The organism is Paenibacillus hamazuiensis (assembly GCF_023276405.1).
GTDB lineage: Bacteria > Bacillota > Bacilli > Paenibacillales > NBRC-103111 > Paenibacillus_AF > Paenibacillus_AF hamazuiensis.
On record NZ_JALRMO010000001.1, the window covers coordinates 4,889,678 to 4,907,489 of the forward strand.

Genomic DNA, 17,812 nt, shown 5'->3' on the forward strand with positions numbered 1-17,812 from the left:
TCTCCCCTTTGTCTTGTTAGCCCTTATTCGCTCCGTCGCTCAAAGCGGCGTCCTCGCGGTATTCGCTCGGCGTTTTTCCCGTATATTTCTTGAAAATTTGCCCGAAATATTTCACGTCCTCGTACCCGACCTTCGCCGCCACTTCGCTGATTTTCGCCGGCGACACCGCAAGGATTTGCATCGCTCTGCGGATTTTTTGCCGCGCTACGAAATCGACGAACGTCATGCCGGTTTCCTTTTTGAAAATTTCGCTCAAATGGTTCGGATGAAGATGCACATGCTTCGCCACCTGCGGCAGCGACACGTCGTTTTCGAGGTTTTCCTCGATGTAAGCCATCGCCTTCTGCACGTGCGCAGCCGGCCCTTCGCCCAGCTTCTGATGGTACAGCTTCATCACCGAGTACAGATACTGAAACAGCGCTTCCTTCGAAAATTCCGCCAGCCGACCGCGCAGCTCGCCTGCGGTTTCCTCGATTTTGTCGGCGTGGCCGGTCGATTCGAGCACCCGCTCCAGCCAGCGATGGGCCGCGATGACGACCGATTGCACCGCCGCCTCCAGCGACTTGCGCGTCACCTCGGGATCCGCGAGCAGCTGCCGCATAAATTCCATCGTCCACCCTTTTAGCGCAACCGGATCATCGTCGAGCATGATGGATGAAAGCTCAAGCTCTTCCTCATAGGTGCAGACGGTTTTCCCGCCCTTCCGCTTGGCGATATCCTCGTAGAAGCAAAGCTTATCTCCCGACAGCGCCTTATAGCCAAACGCCTCGTCCGCCGCTTCATACGATTCGTGCAGCTTATCCGGGCGGTCGACCCGCAGACCGGCGGCGACGAACAATTCGCATTTGAGCAGCCGCTCGATTTTTTGAAAAGCAAACTGCCGGCGCATGTCGTCCGTGCTCCAATCCGTCGCGCGTACGGCCATGACGACGCGCTGCCGTTGGATCAGCGATTCGCAGCAGAACAGGTCCCCGAGCATATTTTCCACGGCAAAAAGCAGCAGCGCTTCCGAAGCGGGCGAGTCGTTCCAGCCTTCAGCCGCAACGAGCATCACCAAAAACGCGTCTTCCCCGCCGCGCTCGCCGGAAAACAGCTTGGGCAAATAAGCGGTCGCATTGCCGGTGCCCGGCACGGAAGCATCGCCTTCGATGACCAAACGCTCGAAGAGCCGGTTTCGCGCCTCTTTGTTTTTGAACAGATCCTGGCTGCTGAGCGCCCATTTCTCCTCGATCCGCTGCTTGGCGAGCAGCACCGTTTTGATGATCTCCTCCGGACGGCTCGTTTTCAGCAAATAATCGCTGACGCCTTGGCGGATCGCCTTCTGGGTATACGTAAAATCGTCATAACCCGAAAGGATGATCACTTCCAGATCCGGCAAAATCTGCTTCGCCTCTTCCGCAAGCTGAAGCCCGGTTTTCCCCGTCATCCGGATATCCGTCAGCAAAATGTTCGGACGCTCCTCCGGAATGCGCCGCAGCGCTTCCTCCGCGGAAGCCGCCGGCTCGAGAAGCTCGAGTCCCAGCTCGTTCCATTTGATCACCTTGGCGAGTCCGGTCCGGATGATCACCTCGTCATCCACGATCATGATTCTCATCGCTTACCTCCAAAAAAGGGATCGAAAACGAAACCCTCGTCCCCGCGTTCGGCCGGCTTTCGATATGCAGTCCCGCCTCCGGCCCGTAATGCAGCGTAAGCCGCTGATGCACGTTGCGGAGCCCGTAGCTGACGCTCTCCGTCAGCTCCTCGCCTTCCCGCGGATTCAGACTGGCGCGGATCGCCTGCAGCTGCTCCCCTGTCATGCCGATGCCGTTATCCATGACCAGAAAGGACATCTGGCCATCCTTTTTCTGAACGTAGATCGCGATCGTGCCTTTGCCTTCCTTTTTCTGAACGCCGTGAATCATCGCATTTTCCACCAGCGGCTGAAGCAGCAGCTTCAGCATCAGCTTGTCCTGCAGCTCGGGGTCGACGGCAAAATCGACGTCAAACTGATCCGGGAAACGGATCGACTGCACCTGCGCGTAGTTTTTTATATGCGCAATTTCCTGGTGGACCGGGCAAAACTCCTTGCCTTTGTTCAGGCTGAAGCGCAGAAAATCGCTCAAAGCGCCGACCATGTCGGCGATCTTTTTTTCCTCGGACATCAGCGCGATCCAATGGATCGAAGAAAGCGTATTGTACAGAAAATGCGGATTGATTTGCGCCTGCAGCGCTCGCATGTCCGCTTCTTTTTTCAAGGCTTCATTGCGGATGAGCTGCGTCTTCAGGTTTTCGATATGATCGCCCAGCTTGTTGTAGCTTTCCGTCAGCCTGCCGATTTCGTCGGAGGAATTCGCCGTATAATGAGGCAGCGGTTCGTCCGGGTTCACTTTGCCGAGCAGTCGCGCGAGTACGGCAAGCGGATTCGTTACCCGCCGGATCAGAAACAGAATCAGCCCCGCCGTAACGACGACGGAAAGCCCGACCGCCGCCACCGTCAGCTGCAAAATGTACCTGTTCTGCACCCGGTACTGCTCGTAGGGTACGACGTCGACCAGCGTCCACCCGGTCAAAGGCTCCCGGTAATACAGGATGCTGTTTTTCATCCGGCCTTCCCCTTGCGTCGTGACCCCGTATTCCGCCGAACTTAAGGGCCAGTCTGCGGAAAATAACGTGGGAAACGGCCGGTTCAGCCAAATCTTCTCCGTGGATGAGAGAATAACCCCGCCTTCGCTAAGCAGAGCCACCTTACCCTGCTGGAAACCCGCGTTCGGGTTTGACCAAAGCCGGGAAATCATTTTCTCGTCAAGGCTGATGACGATCCAGCCGAGCGTTTGCGTGTAATTGTCCGTGCTGCGCAGCGGGCGTATGAACGACAGCGCATGAATTTCGCCGGCATATGTCGTCATCCGGTAAAGCCCCGTCCACATTTTGTCCGTCACCGTACGGAGATCGACCTGGGCGGCCAGCGAAGATTCGTAGACCGTCGTGCTCGATATGGCCGAAATGCCGTTTGCCGGAACGATGGAAATGTCCGCAATGTAGTTTTTCGAGCTGCTCAGGTTGGCCAGCATGCCGCTGATCCGCGTCCGTTCCGCCATGTCTTCGTCCGGCCTGACCATAAATCGCTGTATATCCTGCTGCCCGATCAGAAATATCGACATGTTCTGGATGTCCTGCAGCATAAACCGCAGGCTGCCTTCCATTTGCCGCAGCGTGTCGATCCCGGCCCGGTTCGTGCTGTCCTCGGTGATTTTCGAGGAGATGACAAACGCAAAGCCCCCCAGAAAGAGCAGGGGGACCAGGGAGCTGGCCAACATGATTATAGACAGCTTTCGCCGTAATGAACGTCCGATCCATCCCCACATGTGAACAATCCCCCTGCGCGATCGGCGTGTTTAAAAAGGCTGGGTATGTGGTGAAAATATCCGCTCCATGTCCCGGATCGTGCTTCCGATCGCTCCTCTGCCCCACAAAGTGAAGCAAATCTTCGCAGCTTAGTCCGACTACTTTGCGGGGACCCCTTAACTAAGAAGCCGCACCACTTGTAAATCCGAGGACAAAGGCGACCGCTGGCGCTTCTCCAGCACGAATCCGTCCATTCCGCTCTTTTCACCACTCCCCCTTTTTAAACACGCTTTTAAATAAATAAAAAATAAATAATCAACCTTTCACCGCGCCGGCGGTCATGCCTTTCATCACCTGCTCCTGGAACATCAGGTAGACGAGAATGGTCGGGATGACCGCAATCGTCATCGCCGCCAGCGTCAGGCTGTAATCCGTCTGGTAGCCGTCGGCGAACGTGGCGATGCTGAGCGGTAACGTCTTCAGGCTTGTTTTGCTGATAAACACCAAAGCGAACGAGAAATCGTTCCAAAAATGCAGGAAGCTTAAAATCGTCACCGTCGACAGCGCAGGCAGCGAGATCGGCAGCATCACCCGCAGAAACACGCCCCAAAGCCCCGTTCCGTCGATAAACGCCGCTTCTTCGATCTCTTTGGGCACCGAGCTTAAATAAGCGGTAAGCACAAAAATCGCGGTCGGCAGAGCAAACGCGGTATACGGCAGGACAAGCGCCCAATAGGTGTTGAGCATCGACAATTGCTTCATCAAAATAAACAGCGGCACCAAGGTGCTGTGAATCGGAATGAGCATGCCGACGACGAAAAAGCCCAAAATCCAGCCTTTTCCTTTAAACTTGAACCTCGCCAGCACATAGGCGGCCAGCGCCGAAACGAACAAAGTTAGAACAAGCGAAAGCAAAGACACGATCACCGAATTCGTGAAGGCCACGCCCATCTTCGAGCTTTTCCACGCCCGCGCAAAGTTTTCAAACTGCCATACCTCCGGCAGGCTGAAGGGGCGGTTAATAAATTCCGCGTTCGTTTTAAACGCGCTTATAAACAGCCAAAATAACGGATAAAGCGTCAAGAGACCGTACACGGTTAAACAAGCCCAAAACAGGAATCGCCTACATTTTATCACATTCAGCTTCCATTTATGTGTTGGTGTTTCTCTAAAAGCTGCCGCTGCCTTTTCCATCATGAAAAGCCTCCTTTCCCATGCGCCTTAGGCGGTCGATTTTTTGGTCATCAGCCATTGGCTCGTGCCGATAAACAGCAGGCTGAGCAAAATGATGGAAGTGGAAATCGCGCTTCCGTAGCCGTACCGGTACGACGAAAACGTGGAATTGTACATATAGGTCGCGAGCAGCTCCGTCGCATGCGCCGGGCCGCCCTTCGTCATGACGTAAACGAGGTCGAACGATTTCAAACTGCCGGAGATACAAAGAACGATCGCCACCTGAATGGTGCTCCAAATCATCGGCAGCGTGATCGAGATCAGCTTTCTCGCGCCGGAAGCCCCGTCAATGAGCGCCGCATCGTGAATGTCCCCGGGAATATTTTGAAAGGCCGATACGAAAATGATCAGATACAGCCCGACGAAGCTCCAAACGAGCGGAGGCACCATCGAGAAAATCGCGATGTTCGGGTCGGACAGCCACTGCAGCTTCCAGCTTCCGAGGCCGATTCTGTCCAAAAGAAAGTTCAGGATGCCGATTTGCGGATGATAAATGTACTGCCAAATCATCCCGATGACCACCGTGGAGAGCACCATCGGAATGAACACCGCGGATCGCAGGAATCGCTGCAGCAGCGTGTTTTTGTGCAAAACGATGGCGAGAATAAGCGCGATCGGCACTTGACCGAAAACCGATGCGAGCACGAAGATGACGTTGTTTTTCAGCGCCCGCCAAAATACCGGATCGTGGAATACTTCCACATAGTTGTCGATGCCGATGAATTTGGCGGCACCGATCCCTTTCCAATCGAAAAATCCGTAATATGCGGACCAAATCACCGGTACGAACACGAACAGTAAATAAATAGCGACCGACGGCAGCAAGCCGAGCACCGTAAAACGGCGGATAGCCCTGGCGTTCATCATCCTTCACTTCCTTTCCAAGTAATCAGCCCTCCGCGAGGGAGGGCTTTTTCACATTTTCACCGATTGGATTATTTCTTGCCGATGGCCGCCGCCTGCGCGTCTTGAACTTTCTTCGCGACGTCCTCAGGTTTGCCGCCCATCAAAAGCTCCTGAAGGCCGTTGTTGATCGCTTCCACCGCGGCGGAGCTTAATTTGGAATCGTAGACCGGACTGATCTTCGTATTTTTCATCAGCTCGTTCAGCTCGACGAACAATGGATGAGCTTTCGATTTGTCCAGATCGATCTTGTAGCTGACAAGCGTGCTGCTCTCCAGCGTCGCCTTCTGGCCGTCCGGACCGGACAATGCGTACAGCAGCTGCTGAGCCGCCTCTTTCTTCGCGCCGGTCACTTTCTTGCTCATGCCCATGCCGGTGCCGACGACGCCGGAGGTCGACTGCGCATTGCCTTTGCCGCCGTCAATGGTCGGCAAAATCGCCAGATGCGTCACGTCAAGCACTTCCTTCGGCGCGTTTTTCACCAGGTTCGCCAGCGCCCAGCCGCCGTCGATGAACATCGCGGACTTGCCTTGGAAGTAAAGCTGCATCATCTGGTTTTCATCGATGCTGTTGTAGCCGTCCTGGAACGCTTTCGAATCGCCGAGATCCTTCAGCACGTTCAGAGCTTTAATGAACTCCGGATCGGTAAATTTCGCGCCGTCCTGGTTAACTGCTTTCAGGAACCAGTCCGTTCCGGTCACGCGGTCGCCGATCGTGCTGAAAATCGTCGACTGGACAACCCAGTTCGCCTTGTTGCCGAGAGCGATCGGCGTCACGCCGTTTTTATTGAAAGTATCGATCGCCGCTTTCAGCTCGTCCCACGTTTTCGGCACCTTTACGCCGTATTTATCAAAAATCGCCTGGTTGTAATAGATGAAAGAGCTTGGCGCGAGGTTCATCGGCACGGAGTAGATTTTTCCGTCAACCGTGTATCCGTCAAGCGCGTTCGGGATGAAGTTGTTTTTCCACTCCGGCTTGCTGTTCAGGAAATCGTCGATCGGCTGAAGCAGGTCGCCTTTCACGAACTCCTTCGTCATCGCATCCGGCCACATGACGAACAGATCCGGCATTTCGTTGGCTGCCGCCACCGTTTTCAAGCGGGTTTTCAGGCCGTCCGTAGGAAGTCCTTCGATTTCCAGCTTGATGTCGGGATGCGCAGCCTGGAAGTCATCCAAAATTTTCCGCATCGCCGTCGCTTTCGCGTCCGTTCCCGTCCAGTTATGCCATACCGTCAGCGTGACCGGTTCATTTTTGCCGCCTGCAGCGTTTCCGTTATTGTCAGCCGCCTGCTCTCCGCCGGCACATCCGGCGAGAAGGGAAGCGGTCATTACCGATGCCAATCCAAGCTTGTACACTTTTTTCATGCTGTGTAACCTCCCTTTTTATTTATGTTTTCATTGTACAAAGTCCGGGCGGGCAGCAATAAGGGAAAAAACAAAGCAGTAGGGTAGAAAAATATCGTATGATGTCGATGATTACTTTCAGGGTTCCCATCGGACGAAAAAAACACCCTGCCCGGGGGCAAGGTGCGCGGTGGAATTACCTTTCGGAATTCAATATCTCCAAATAATGCGGGTTATACATAATACCGAGCACGTTGCCGAACGGATCGATGACGGAAGCCGTGATGAATCCCGCTCCCCGATGGATGATCGGCTCGTACTCTTCGGCTCCCATGGACTTCAATTTGTTAAAAGTCGCTTCGACATCGTCCACATGCCAGTACATGACGGCGCCGCCGGGGCCGGCCGCCGCGCGTGCGGGAGCGAAACGGCGATCGATCAGCCCCAGCTCGTGCTGGTAGTCTCCCAGGCGAAACTCGGCATAAACCGGTTGACCGTCCGGTCCCGAGCGCTCAAAGTAAGGCGCAATGCCGAGCAGCTCCGAGTACCACGCCATGGCCTCCCCTATATTATCCGCCCAGTAATTGATGGTTGCAAATCCCCGTAACGTTTGCTGCTTGCTCATATTCGATTTCCTCCCAAGAAATTGTTTATCGGTTTTCTATTCTTATTGTAAGGGGCCGCCGCTGACAACTGTATGTCAGTGTTTTTCAAACAAGCTTCTCAGGAGACCATACTCGCATCCTGCAAATTGTTCTTTTTCCCTTTTACCGATAAAACGAAACAAATAAACAATACCATGCATGCCATCGTATACGGATAGTTAACGTTCAAATCAAATAAAAAACCGGCAACGATTGGACCCGCAATATTGCCGAGACTGGTAAAGGCGGAGTTTAAGCCGGCGACATAACCTTGCTGATCTTTAGCCACCATCGACATTTGCGTGCTGACGGCCGGCCGTAAAATATCGATGGCCAAAAAAACGATGAAGGTGACGGCAAAAATCATCCAGAATTTATGAACAAAAAGCGTCAGCAAAATAAACAAACCGGCAAAGAGCAAGCAGAGCGATATGATACGCCGCTCCCCGAAGCGCTTCAATATCCAGCTGAAGGCCGTAGCCTGAACCACAGCGCCGGCTATCGACCCGAACGTAATGATAAAGGCGATATCTTTGGTATCAAACCCAAACTTCTGATCCACAAACAGTCCGAAGACCGTTTCAAAATTCGCAACGCCAAACGACATGACAAAAACGATGATCAAGCTTAAAAAATACGGCTCTTTATAGGCGTTCTTCAGCTGCGAGAGAAAACCGCTCCGTTCCGCTCCGCCGGATGGAGCAGCGGCTGTATTCTCTTTGGAAGGGAGCGATTCCCGAAGAATAGAAAGAGTGATGCATGCCGCGAAAATCCCCGCAACCGCCGCGGCGTAAAAGGGAACACGAATACCAAAATCGGCAATGTATCCGCCAATGCCCGGTCCGATAATAAAACCTGTCGTAATAGCCGCGTTAATGTAGCCCATCCCCGCCGCCCGTTCTTCCTTCGTCGTAATATCCGCCGCATAAGCCATCACGGCCGGCATAATCATGGCGGCACTAATGCCTCCGAGCAGCCTGGAAACAAACAACAGGCCGGATGAGCCTGCCATCCCAAACAGCCATTCGGAGAAAGCGAACACGAACAAGCCGATGACAATCATCTTTTTTCTGCCGAAGGAATCGGTCAGGCGGCCGGCCAACGGCGAACAAAGAAGCTGCATGAGTGAAAAAGCCGCCACGAGCAGGCCGACAATCCCCCCGGTTATGCCCAAGTTCTCCATAAACTTGGGCATAATGGGAATGACAAGTCCGATCCCCGAGAAGACCAGAAATAGATTGAACATGAGAATCGGTAAGGCTCCGCGATTTTTTGATAATAATTCCATTATTTATTCCTCCATGTTGGTTCAAAAAAATACTGAATATTCATTCAGGATTGTGGTAAAAAAAAGGCTAGCGGGTTCGCCGGACAATGCCATGCAGAAACACATCTACAGCCAATCGATAAGTTTCCAGCGCTTCCTCTCTTTCCATTCTCCGGCTATGCTGATTCAAACCAAGCATCAGACTGTCCAAAATAATGGCCAGCCCGTTAACATTGGTAATTTCGAATTCATGGCTATCGATCCCCCGCTGGAGCAGCCGCCTATTAAAGTTAAGATAACCTTCGACCATTTCATTAATTCGCTCCCCCACATCCGGGGCTTTCTCCGAGTTGTTGAAAAACTCGTCAGCGGCCTTGGTCAATGGATGATTTAGTTGATCGAACGCCAATTGTTCGGCCATGCCGTATAATTTATCGGTCGTGGTGGGGTACAGCGTTTCTTTGGCCAGCCATGTTTTATCCCATTCCGTGTTCCACTCTTCAAGCAAATATACAAAAAGCCCTTCCTTGTTTTTGAAATGATAATAGATGTTGCCTGCGCTGCACCCGGTCGCTTTCACAATATCTTCTATGGATGTTGCTTTATAGCCTTTTTGAGCGAATAAAGCTCTTGCAGCATCGGCGATTTTCTTCTTCGTTTGCTCGGTTTGCTGTTTCTTTTTATTCACGTCATCTTCACCGCTTTTCCGGATGATAGATTGATTAAGAGAAAAGTTCGAAAAATAATACTGAACATTTATTCAGTATTATAGGCGATTGGAGCAATCATTGCAAACATTCGTTATTGTGTCAAAAGCGAATAACCCGGAACTTGGCCGATCATTTCAAAAGTAATACTCTTGCCGGTTGTTCGCCACAAGGGGGGGAACGAATAAGGAGGGTTCAAGCATTGTCCGTTTAGGTCGCAAGATGAGGATCCGATTCAACTACACGCTAAAACGAATCGTTGGAATGATTTTAAAGTGGTTTCTGTTGGGAAAAACGGGCTGCCGCAAAAGCGTCGCGAATCAAGTTACTTAGGGGCTCGTCGTTCAACGTATGGATCAACCGGATGTCCAGCTTCCTGCATGATTCGGAGGGCGGATTTTACGGATTGCTCGCGAAGCATGTCATGGACCCGCCTAGGATCCGAGCCAAAAAAGGCGTCGCAGCCAAACAGACTGCTCAAGGCATGCTGCGCCGCAGCGCACGCCTTTTTCTCGCACTGCAGCAAATAGAAACATATCCGGTAACAATCCGTTTCAACCTGCCTAAGCCTGAGTATACGCTCCTCTTTTTCCACGGCGGTCTATCCCCAATTCCAGTCGTCGAATGATCTTCTAACCTCCATTTTAAAAGGTTTTTCCAGGCCGGATAGTACTATTTTTATCTAGTACCGGGAATGAAGCCGCCATTAAGGTTACCGCCCCCTGTGCGTAGATGTGCTGTTCTCGTGCATCCTATGATTGCTCGTTACTGAACATTCACGTGCGTGGTATGTCAGGACGCTCAAACTCGAATGGAGTACGAAGCCCGGCTGAAATTCCTGCGTGATGAAGCATCCAGAACCGAAGGAGCAAAAGCCAAGGGCAGGGCTGAAGGCATCCTTCACCCGCTACCGGAGATAAAGTGAGTCGGATGCGATCAAATTTCTAACGGTTGCCACAAAGGTTATTGCGGGGATTTTGCCGATTTTAAAATTGTAACGGGTCTGGTTGAGGTTATTTGGGCCATATGCCGATCTTTTATCGGATAATCCTTTAAATAGGCTCGCTCTCAACCGTAAGAATTTGAAAATGAGCATTTCGTGCGAAATAAGCTCTGTCACAACCGTTACATGCGAACAGCGTTCGGGTCGCAGCCCCGATCCTGCGTGCGGGCGAATCAGGGTTCGCCCGCATCGTCGGCCAACAAAAAAGAACCCCCGGCGGGGAGTTCTTCGAGAGGAGAGTCAGGCCACAGGCCATTTTTCCAGCGTGTAGGCCATCTCCCAAAACATCAGCTCATAACGGCTGCTGATCATAAAATGCGACTTCATCCGCTCGCGGTCCGCCTCCGATACTTGCGCGGCAATCTCGTCGAGCCGGTCGATCTGCTCCTGAACGAGCTCGCGGAACCATTCTCCGCCGTAGGCGGCAATCCATTCGCGGTAAATCGGCTCCTCCGGCGTCGCCCCCTTCAGCCGCTCGCCGATCTCGTAATACAGCCAATAGCAGGGCAATATCGCAGCGATAATATCGCCGAGATGCCCGGTGTATGCGGCGCGATACAGATGCGAAGTGTAGGCGTACGACGAAGGAGATGGCTCGAAGGCTCTGCGCTCTTCCTCGGTGATGTCAAGCAGCTTCGCGAACTTCTCATGCAGCGCCAGCTCGGCGTTGTAGGTGCCCTGCACATGGGCGGCCATCCGGCCCGAGGTGAACAGATCGCTCGCCTTGGCCGCACCGAGCGCTTGAACTTTGGCAAACTGGCTTAAATAATAAGCGTCGTTCAGCACATAATGCCTGAAGCTGGATAAAGGCAAGGAGCCGTCGGCGATGCCTGTGACAAACGGGTGGTCGAAGCTCGCCTGCCATACGGCATCCGCTTCCTTGCGCAGCTGATCGGAAAATTTCATGGACCAATACCTCCTAAAATTGTTTTGCGGAGCGAGCCGGTTTCGGCACAACGCCTTACGGCGAATACCGCACATCCGTCACAGCCAGCAGCGGCAGATGGTGCCCTGCATACAAGGCCAAAGCGGCCGCCAGCATCCAATACGCCGCAAATACCGCGTCGTTGCCGGAAAAACCGGTCTCGTAATAGTACGTTCTCGCCTGCCCCGACGAAAAACGTTTCGCTTCCATCGCAACCGCGATCCGCTGTGCCCGGCGAATGCTCTGCGCCAGCAGCGGGATTGCATACATTTTCAAACGGTCGAACACGCCGGCCAGCCCGCGCCGATAACGGACGCCGCGCACTTTCAGCGCCTGGCGCAAAATTTGGAATTCGTCCATCATGATCGGGATGAGCCTCATCGCCGCCATAAAGCTGTAGGCGTACTTCGCCGGAAGCTTCGCCTGCTGCATCAGCGAGTAAAACAGCAGCACCGGGCGCGTCGTCAGCGCAAAGAGCAGGCCGACCGCGGCGAAGTTGACCGTTTTCAGACCGACGTGCATGCCCCGGATAAAGCTCTCTTCGGATATGCGGATCAGTCCCCACTTGAACCAAACGGTGTCGCCTTTTCCGAAAAACGTCATCGACACCGATGAGGAGACGAACAGCAGCACGAACGGCAGCGACAAAAGCAGCACCCGGCGCCCCGGATGACCGGTAAAAAGCGCAAGCAGCACAAAGCCGAAAACCGTAAAATAAATCAGGATGTTGATGTTGTCCGTCATCAGCACGAACAGAAATACGACCAAACTAAGCGCAAGCTTCAAGGCGGGGTTGATCCGGTGAAGCCACGTCTCATTAAATGCAAAGGGCAGCATCCGGCCTCACCTCCCCACTTGCGGCGCGCTCCTGCAAAAACACGGCCGGCTCCGTATCGCGGATCAGCTTCCCCTGCCGCACGACCCAGACGCGCGTCGCAAAATGCCGGACGATGTCCATATCGTGGGTAACCATGATCAGTGTCGTCCCGAGCTGTCTCCACTCCTCCAGCTTCTCCAGCAGCGCGAACGTATTTTTCGCATCCTGGCCGAACGTCGGCTCGTCGAGCAGCATCGCCTGCCGGCCGCGAACCGCCGTGGCGGCGACGCTGAGCCTGCGCTTCTGGCCAAGCGACAGCTGGTACGGATGCCGCGTTTCCGTGCCGTCGAGCCCGAAACGCGCGAGCTGCCCGCGCACTTCAGCATCGAGCTGCGCCGCGGCGGCGTTATCGCTCCGCCCTTGCTCCATGCGAAGCGTATGGGCGATTTCATCGTGGACGGAGTTCGTCACAAACTGGAACTCCGGGTTTTGGAACACGAAGCCGAGCGCACCGGCGACGTCGTCGAACCGGCGGACTTCCCGGCCTTCCAGCCGGTAGCCCCCGCTTGTCGCGATGAGCTGCATCAACGCTTGCAGCAGCGTGCTTTTCCCGGCGCCGTTCTCGCCGACAACGGCGATCCACTCGCCCGCGGCGGCACGTGCCTCCGCCGCCTCGATGCGCGCGATTTTGCCGCCGCGGTAGCCGGCGAAATCGCGCAGCTCCAGCAGCGGAGCGGCCGCCGCGCCGCTGCCCGCACCTTGCGGCGGCGTCCCCGAGTCCGCCGCCGCAGCCGCTTCTCCGGACGCGCGCAGCGTCCGGAACCGCTCGCTCCCGGCGTAATCCTGCCATACGCCGGGGTACCAGATCCCGTATTCCGCGAGCAGCCGCTTGTGCTCGCGGAATACGGCCCCGGCTGCGCCGTCGGCGATAATCGCGCCCGCCGCGTCAAATATGACGACCCGATCGACGAAATCGATCACCTCGTCGATTTTATGCTCGACGATGACCACCGTCTTGCCTTGCCCGATGGATTTGATCGTCTCCCACACCATCTTGGTGCCCTCCGGATCGAGCAGTGCCGTCGGCTCGTCGAGAAACAGCGCCTCCGGCTGCAGCGCCATCACCGACGCGATCGCAAGCCGCTGCTTCATGCCCTGCGACAATGCCGCAATCGGGGTATGCAGATCGCCAAGCTGAAGACCTACACGCTCCAGCAGACCGCTCATCATCCCCCTCATGCGTTCCCGCGGCACCTGCAGGTTTTCCAGCACGAAAGCAAGCTCTTCATCGACGAACGGCATGCAAAACTGCGTATCCGGATCCTGAAACACATATCCCCACGATTCCGGAATGCGAATCCGCTCATATTTGAGCGGAATGTCGATCGAACCGGGGATAAGCCCGGTCAACACCTGCAGCAGCGTGCTTTTCCCGCAGCCGCTCGGACCGAGCAGCAGCACCTTCTGGCCGGGCTCCACCTGCAGCGTAAGATCCGCGAACAGAAGCCCGTCCGTGCCGGGAAATTTCAGCCGCAGCTTTTCCACACCCGCCGCGCCGGCGCTCATTTGAAATCCAGCGCCTTATAATCGTCTTGCGAAGCCGGACGCACAAGGCTCGTAACTCCCGTCGCTTCCAACGCCTTAACCAGATAGTAGGCGCAGATGCCCGTGAAGAACACCGAGCCGACAAAACGGAACACGATGTACAGCGCCAGGTTCCACGAAACGAGGTCGGCCATGGACCCTTTGTAAACGTCCATAACCAGCGACCCGGCGGCGGCGCCTACAGCGGCGAGACAGGCGGAAGACAGCGACGCCTTGCGGTAAGCGAAAAGAGCGAAGACAAGCTCAGCCCCCAAACCTTGCATAATGCCGTAGGTCAGCGCCTCCACGCCGTACTGCGAGCCCATGACAAGTTCACCGGAGGCCGCCGCAGCCTCGGCGAGCAGTGCAATACCGGGCTTGCGGATCAGCAAAAATGCGACGGTCGAGGCGATAAACCACATGCCGTAAACGAGCTGGTCCGCCTGAACTCCCACCAGCTTCACAACTTCGGATACCGGCCCCCACAGACGGTAAATCACCGCGAACAGAACCGCGATCACGACGGTGACCAAAATATCGGACAACTTGAGCTTCTTGGACATAACGCATGTTCACTCCCTTTTTAAATGAAATAAGCCCCTTCCGGAAAAGAAGGGGCGCCGCGCGGCATGATAACATGCTGCCCCTTCCTTGCCTCTGTCGGAGTAAAGCGGCAGCATAGTCCCGAGAAATCAAAAAACCACACGGAATAACCGCGTGGTCTTAAAAACTCGCACGTTTATCCTCTCTACGCTGGCATTACCCAGATCAGATTTACGGTCAGCGGCATACGGCCGCTATCTCAGCCTGACTTCATCAAGCCCCCGTGAAGCTTATTTGGTTTGTTTTTACAATACAACATGAATCCCGGTTTGCGCAACTGTTATTTTTTGGTGTTCAATAATGGAAAAGGACTCCCTTGCGGGAGCCCCTCCGACGGCGAATTAGTGTCGATCTTCCTATCCTCTACCTAGAGCCTCGGTTTACCTGCAACGTCCTTACTGTGGGGTACCACACTAACGAGTCTTTGGCACATCCCTCCGCTTCTATCTCGAGTCGGAAATCTCCTTGGAATGTTTCGTTGAAATGTTCAACGGAACCACACCTCTCTTTTTCACCGTCGAAGATAGTATGGACCGGCTCATCGTTTCATATGCATGGTCTTAAAAAAATATTTACAAATGCTGATGAACGAACCACATCATCGCTTCCTCGTGAAAAGGCAGCCCTTCGTGACCGTAATCGTGGTAAATCTTCAGCTCCTTCTCCGCGGCCAAATGGTTGTAGGCGGCAAAACACGTGGAAGGAGGGCATGTCGTATCCTGCAGCGTGATCGCCATTAAGGTGCGCGCTTTGATTCGGGGAGCAAAGTTCATCCCGTCAAAATAGCTGAGCGTCCGGTAAACCTGCTCTTCCTGCAAGTGCTCGGGATCGAAGCGGCGGAACCAGTTTTTGATCTCCGGGTACGGTCCGGTGCTGTGAATTTCCACGGAGCGCCGGAAGTCGCACAGAAACGGATAAACCGGCATCGCCACTTTGGGCCGATCATCAATGCCTGCAACGGCAAGCGTCAAGCCGCCGCCCTGGCTGCCGCCGTATACGGCTATGCGCGAAACGTCGATTTCCGGCCGGGCGCAAACAAAATCGAGTGCACGCACGCAGTCGATGTACACCTGCTTGTAATAATACGTGTTCGGATCGGCAATGCCGAGCGACATCCAGCCTACGGCGCTTCCTTCCGGGTAACGGGCGAGATCCGGGGTGAGGCCCCCCTGTCCTCTCGTATCGATCGCAAGCGCCGCAAGCCCCATCGACGCCCAATGCAGCAGCTCGTTCGGGCGCCCGCGGTTGCCGGAGTACCCGTGATAACGCACGATAACGGGCAGCGGCCCCTGAGCTTCTGCGGGAACGACATACCAGCCGTGCACCGGCGTGCCGTCCGCGCCGTCGTAAACGAGATCGTATACCTTTACGCTGGAGACGGGATATTCCACCTCCTGCAGCCGCGCATTGAGCGGAAACGTTCGGGATACCTCCAATTGACGCTGCCAAAACGAATCGAAATCTTTTTCCGCCGTAAGCTCGGGCCGGTATTCGCGAAGCTTGGCTAAGGGCAAGTCTACAAGTGGCATAACGGAACATCCTTTCGCTTGAAAAATGGCACGATTCCCAGTAAGAAACCCTTTTCATTGTACCAAATTTTTCGCCTCTGCCCACCGTTTTCCTGAAAATTTTCGGCGTTCGAAGATCCGAAACAATGGAAACCTTTGGACGCTGCCAAGCGTCTTAACAAATAATGGGCGCTGTCCATGCAAAAAATAACGAAAGGAACGGATGGATGCACATGAAAAGAACATTTGGCGCGCTAGCCCAAAGAGCGGCCGCCGCCGCACTCCTGATGGCGCTCCCTTGGGCAAATGCAGCCGGGGCGGAAGCTTCCGTCCCCTCCGTGATCACCGTAGTCAAGGAGGCGCCGTTTTATGCATCCGCGGGCGAAGAAACGCCGACAGGCCGGCTGAGTGCTTATCAGACCCTTAAGATCAAAGATACCGCAACCGCCGGAGGGGATATTTGGTACAAAATCGATACGTGGCTCGGAGAGCAATGGATTTCCCGAAGTTCGGGAGCCTTCGAAGGAGAGATCGAATCCGTCGCCTTTACCGCCCATACGCTTAGGGTAGAGCCGCTCTACGACACCCCTTCTCTGACCCCGCTGACGGAGCAGCGGATCGCTCCGCAGGAAATATACGTCACCGGCCGATACCACGATTGGTATCGCATTATGACCGCGGACCGGTCGGAAAAATGGCTCGACGAGCCGCTGCTGCTGGAGAACATCCGGGAAGAGCCCGCCGGCTTCGACATGCTGCTGACCCGCGAGACGCAGCTATATGAAGTTCCTTACTTAAAAAAATCGCCGATTGCGCTTGCGCCGCAAACCGTGCACGTCATAGCCGGTTGGGATACGGGGAAGGAGGGATACCGCTTCCGGGAAATCGTCTGGTACAAGATCGAGACGGACCAAGGTCCGCGCTGGGTGCTGCCGGCAGATGAAAAAATCGGCGTCAAGCCTGTGCATGAAACGGTCTCGCTGCCGACCGGAGGTTACGGCGTATCCGCGCCCGAAACGAACGACGAAGCCGTCTGGTTCGAGCCGGGTGCGAAGCTGGAGGCAATGGCGCGTTGGAACGGTTGGTTCCAGGTGAAAGCCAGCGGCGGACGGACGGTCTGGATTAACCCGGAGCGGTCGCTGCGGCTGCGGCCGCCGGGAACTGCACCTTCCCGCGTAACGCTGCAGCTGACCGGTGAGACGGCGGTTTATACGTACCCGAGTCCTAACGCCGTCGCTCATCCGAAAGGCTACTACGCTCCGCAGGAAGTCGAAAGCATCGCCAAGTGGTCCGGGGACGACCGGCTCGACTGGTACTTGTTCCGCGGAGCGGACGGAGATCTGTGGCTTCCGAAGCCGCGAAGCGCATCCGACCGGTCGCTGGTCGGCAGTTGGACCTTCCTCCGGCAGGATCCCGGCACGGGAAGCGGTAAAGGCGCCCCGTTTGTTATGGTTTTTGGCAAAAACTCGCAAAGACATGCATTTGAACGGCAGGAAGGCATTCCGTTCAGCTTGACGATCCTAAATGCCTCGAATTTGCCGACAGCTTTTTCGGAGCCGGTGGAATTCGAGCTGCAAATCTATAAACCGGGCGGCCCGTCCGCGGAAGACGCGGCAAAGCTGCCCGAACCGCACGATGTCGTGTGGACCCGCAAGCTGCCCCCGCTTCAATCGGCTTTTCCCGGACCGGGGGCCTATTCCATCCACATCGAGTGGGATCAGCGGGATGAAGGCGGCCATCCTGCGCCTCCCGGCGAATATTCGGCACGGATCGTGCCTGTCCCTATACGGTACGAAATCGGCGAAGGCCGGGAGGCAAGGTCTATGAGCAAAGAGGAGATGCAGGCGGCGCTCGGCGCCCCGGAGGTATTTGCGATTATGCCCGAATGATGCTGCCGGTTAACCGGGTCAGCCCCTTGCCGCAGCCCCTTATTTTAGGCTTTGCCTGT

General features: G+C 55.0%; 14 protein-coding genes and 1 riboswitch. Of the genes, 1 reads left to right on the forward strand and 13 read right to left on the reverse strand.

The features are described from left to right. Window positions 1-16: 16 nt before the first annotated feature. The 13 genes from MYS68_RS21040 to MYS68_RS21100 all read right to left on the reverse strand — a co-directional run bounded on the left by MYS68_RS21040 (window position 17) and on the right by MYS68_RS21100 (window position 15,885). Window positions 17-1,594, reverse strand: a complete 1,578-nt coding sequence (locus MYS68_RS21040) for a response regulator transcription factor (RefSeq protein ID WP_248927728.1) — start codon at window positions 1,592-1,594, stop codon at window positions 17-19. Then, window positions 1,572-3,347, reverse strand: coding sequence for a sensor histidine kinase (locus tag MYS68_RS21045; protein WP_248927729.1), 1,776 nt, complete (start codon window positions 3,345-3,347; stop codon window positions 1,572-1,574). Before MYS68_RS21045 ends, MYS68_RS21040 begins: the two co-directional genes overlap by 23 nt. 295 nt (window positions 3,348-3,642) lie before the next feature. Next, window positions 3,643-4,521 (reverse strand): carbohydrate ABC transporter permease, encoded by an 879-nt coding sequence (locus MYS68_RS21050; RefSeq protein ID WP_248930973.1) that lies wholly within the window; start codon window positions 4,519-4,521, stop codon window positions 3,643-3,645. A 27-nt stretch (window positions 4,522-4,548) separates the two neighbouring features. Then, window positions 4,549-5,424, reverse strand: coding sequence for a carbohydrate ABC transporter permease (locus MYS68_RS21055; protein ID WP_248930974.1), 876 nt, complete (start codon window positions 5,422-5,424; stop codon window positions 4,549-4,551). Between the two features lie 71 nt (window positions 5,425-5,495). Beyond that, complete coding sequence (locus MYS68_RS21060; protein ID WP_248927730.1) at window positions 5,496-6,827, reverse strand: extracellular solute-binding protein; 1,332 nt, start codon at window positions 6,825-6,827, stop codon at window positions 5,496-5,498. Between the two features lie 175 nt (window positions 6,828-7,002). Next, the gene (locus tag MYS68_RS21065) at window positions 7,003-7,431 is read right to left on the reverse strand and encodes a VOC family protein (RefSeq protein WP_248927731.1); all 429 of its coding nucleotides are present in this window, start codon (window positions 7,429-7,431) and stop codon (window positions 7,003-7,005) included. A gap of 98 nt (window positions 7,432-7,529) precedes the next feature. Next, window positions 7,530-8,738, reverse strand: coding sequence for an MFS transporter (locus MYS68_RS21070; RefSeq protein ID WP_248927732.1), 1,209 nt, complete (start codon window positions 8,736-8,738; stop codon window positions 7,530-7,532). A gap of 67 nt (window positions 8,739-8,805) precedes the next feature. Further along, entirely contained in the window at window positions 8,806-9,405 is a 600-nt protein-coding gene (locus tag MYS68_RS21075) for a TetR/AcrR family transcriptional regulator (protein ID WP_248927733.1), read from the reverse strand. A gap of 1,262 nt (window positions 9,406-10,667) precedes the next feature. Then, window positions 10,668-11,333: a thiaminase II gene (gene tenA, locus MYS68_RS21080; protein ID WP_248927734.1), complete on the reverse strand. Its 666-nt coding sequence runs from the start codon at window positions 11,331-11,333 to the stop codon at window positions 10,668-10,670. A gap of 55 nt (window positions 11,334-11,388) precedes the next feature. After that, window positions 11,389-12,189 (reverse strand): energy-coupling factor transporter transmembrane component T family protein, encoded by an 801-nt coding sequence (locus MYS68_RS21085; RefSeq protein ID WP_248927735.1) that lies wholly within the window; start codon window positions 12,187-12,189, stop codon window positions 11,389-11,391. Then, entirely contained in the window at window positions 12,170-13,735 is a 1,566-nt protein-coding gene (locus MYS68_RS21090; protein WP_248927736.1) for an ABC transporter ATP-binding protein, read from the reverse strand. Before MYS68_RS21090 ends, MYS68_RS21085 begins: the two co-directional genes overlap by 20 nt. Then, the gene (locus MYS68_RS21095; RefSeq protein ID WP_248927737.1) at window positions 13,732-14,316 is read right to left on the reverse strand and encodes an ECF transporter S component; all 585 of its coding nucleotides are present in this window, start codon (window positions 14,314-14,316) and stop codon (window positions 13,732-13,734) included. The genes MYS68_RS21090 and MYS68_RS21095 overlap by 4 nt, the downstream gene beginning before the upstream one ends. Window positions 14,317-14,481: 165 nt before the next feature. Next, window positions 14,482-14,591: riboswitch (TPP riboswitch) on the reverse strand. Between the two features lie 337 nt (window positions 14,592-14,928). Further along, complete coding sequence (locus MYS68_RS21100) at window positions 14,929-15,885, reverse strand: acetylxylan esterase (RefSeq protein WP_248927738.1); 957 nt, start codon at window positions 15,883-15,885, stop codon at window positions 14,929-14,931. 212 nt (window positions 15,886-16,097) lie between these two features. On the opposite strand from MYS68_RS21100, the gene MYS68_RS21105 reads away from it, so the two are divergent. Further along, window positions 16,098-17,753 carry an SH3 domain-containing protein gene (locus MYS68_RS21105; RefSeq protein WP_248927739.1) on the forward strand — a complete coding sequence of 552 codons (1,656 nt, stop codon included), beginning with the start codon at window positions 16,098-16,100 and terminating at the stop codon, window positions 17,751-17,753. The last annotated feature ends 59 nt before the right edge of the window (window positions 17,754-17,812 follow it).

What these genes read in the sequence shown, in the direction of transcription:
- MYS68_RS21090 (WP_248927736.1), bottom strand. Translation starts at nt 13,735, where the DNA reads ATGAGCGCCGGCGCGGCGGGTGTGGAAAAGCTGCGGCTGAAATTTCCC.
- MYS68_RS21095 (WP_248927737.1), bottom strand. Translation starts at nt 14,316, where the DNA reads ATGTCCAAGAAGCTCAAGTTGTCCGATATTTTGGTCACCGTCGTGATC.
- MYS68_RS21105 (WP_248927739.1), top strand. Translation starts at nt 16,098, where the DNA reads ATGAAAAGAACATTTGGCGCGCTAGCCCAAAGAGCGGCCGCCGCCGCA.
- MYS68_RS21100 (WP_248927738.1), bottom strand. Translation starts at nt 15,885, where the DNA reads ATGCCACTTGTAGACTTGCCCTTAGCCAAGCTTCGCGAATACCGGCCC.
- MYS68_RS21085 (WP_248927735.1), bottom strand. Translation starts at nt 12,189, where the DNA reads ATGCTGCCCTTTGCATTTAATGAGACGTGGCTTCACCGGATCAACCCC.
- MYS68_RS21045 (WP_248927729.1), bottom strand. Translation starts at nt 3,347, where the DNA reads ATGTGGGGATGGATCGGACGTTCATTACGGCGAAAGCTGTCTATAATC.
- MYS68_RS21040 (WP_248927728.1), bottom strand. Translation starts at nt 1,594, where the DNA reads ATGAGAATCATGATCGTGGATGACGAGGTGATCATCCGGACCGGACTC.
- MYS68_RS21060 (WP_248927730.1), bottom strand. Translation starts at nt 6,827, where the DNA reads ATGAAAAAAGTGTACAAGCTTGGATTGGCATCGGTAATGACCGCTTCC.
- MYS68_RS21070 (WP_248927732.1), bottom strand. Translation starts at nt 8,738, where the DNA reads ATGGAATTATTATCAAAAAATCGCGGAGCCTTACCGATTCTCATGTTC.
- MYS68_RS21050 (WP_248930973.1), bottom strand. Translation starts at nt 4,521, where the DNA reads ATGGAAAAGGCAGCGGCAGCTTTTAGAGAAACACCAACACATAAATGG.
- MYS68_RS21065 (WP_248927731.1), bottom strand. Translation starts at nt 7,431, where the DNA reads ATGAGCAAGCAGCAAACGTTACGGGGATTTGCAACCATCAATTACTGG.
- tenA (WP_248927734.1), bottom strand. Translation starts at nt 11,333, where the DNA reads ATGAAATTTTCCGATCAGCTGCGCAAGGAAGCGGATGCCGTATGGCAG.
- MYS68_RS21055 (WP_248930974.1), bottom strand. Translation starts at nt 5,424, where the DNA reads ATGAACGCCAGGGCTATCCGCCGTTTTACGGTGCTCGGCTTGCTGCCG.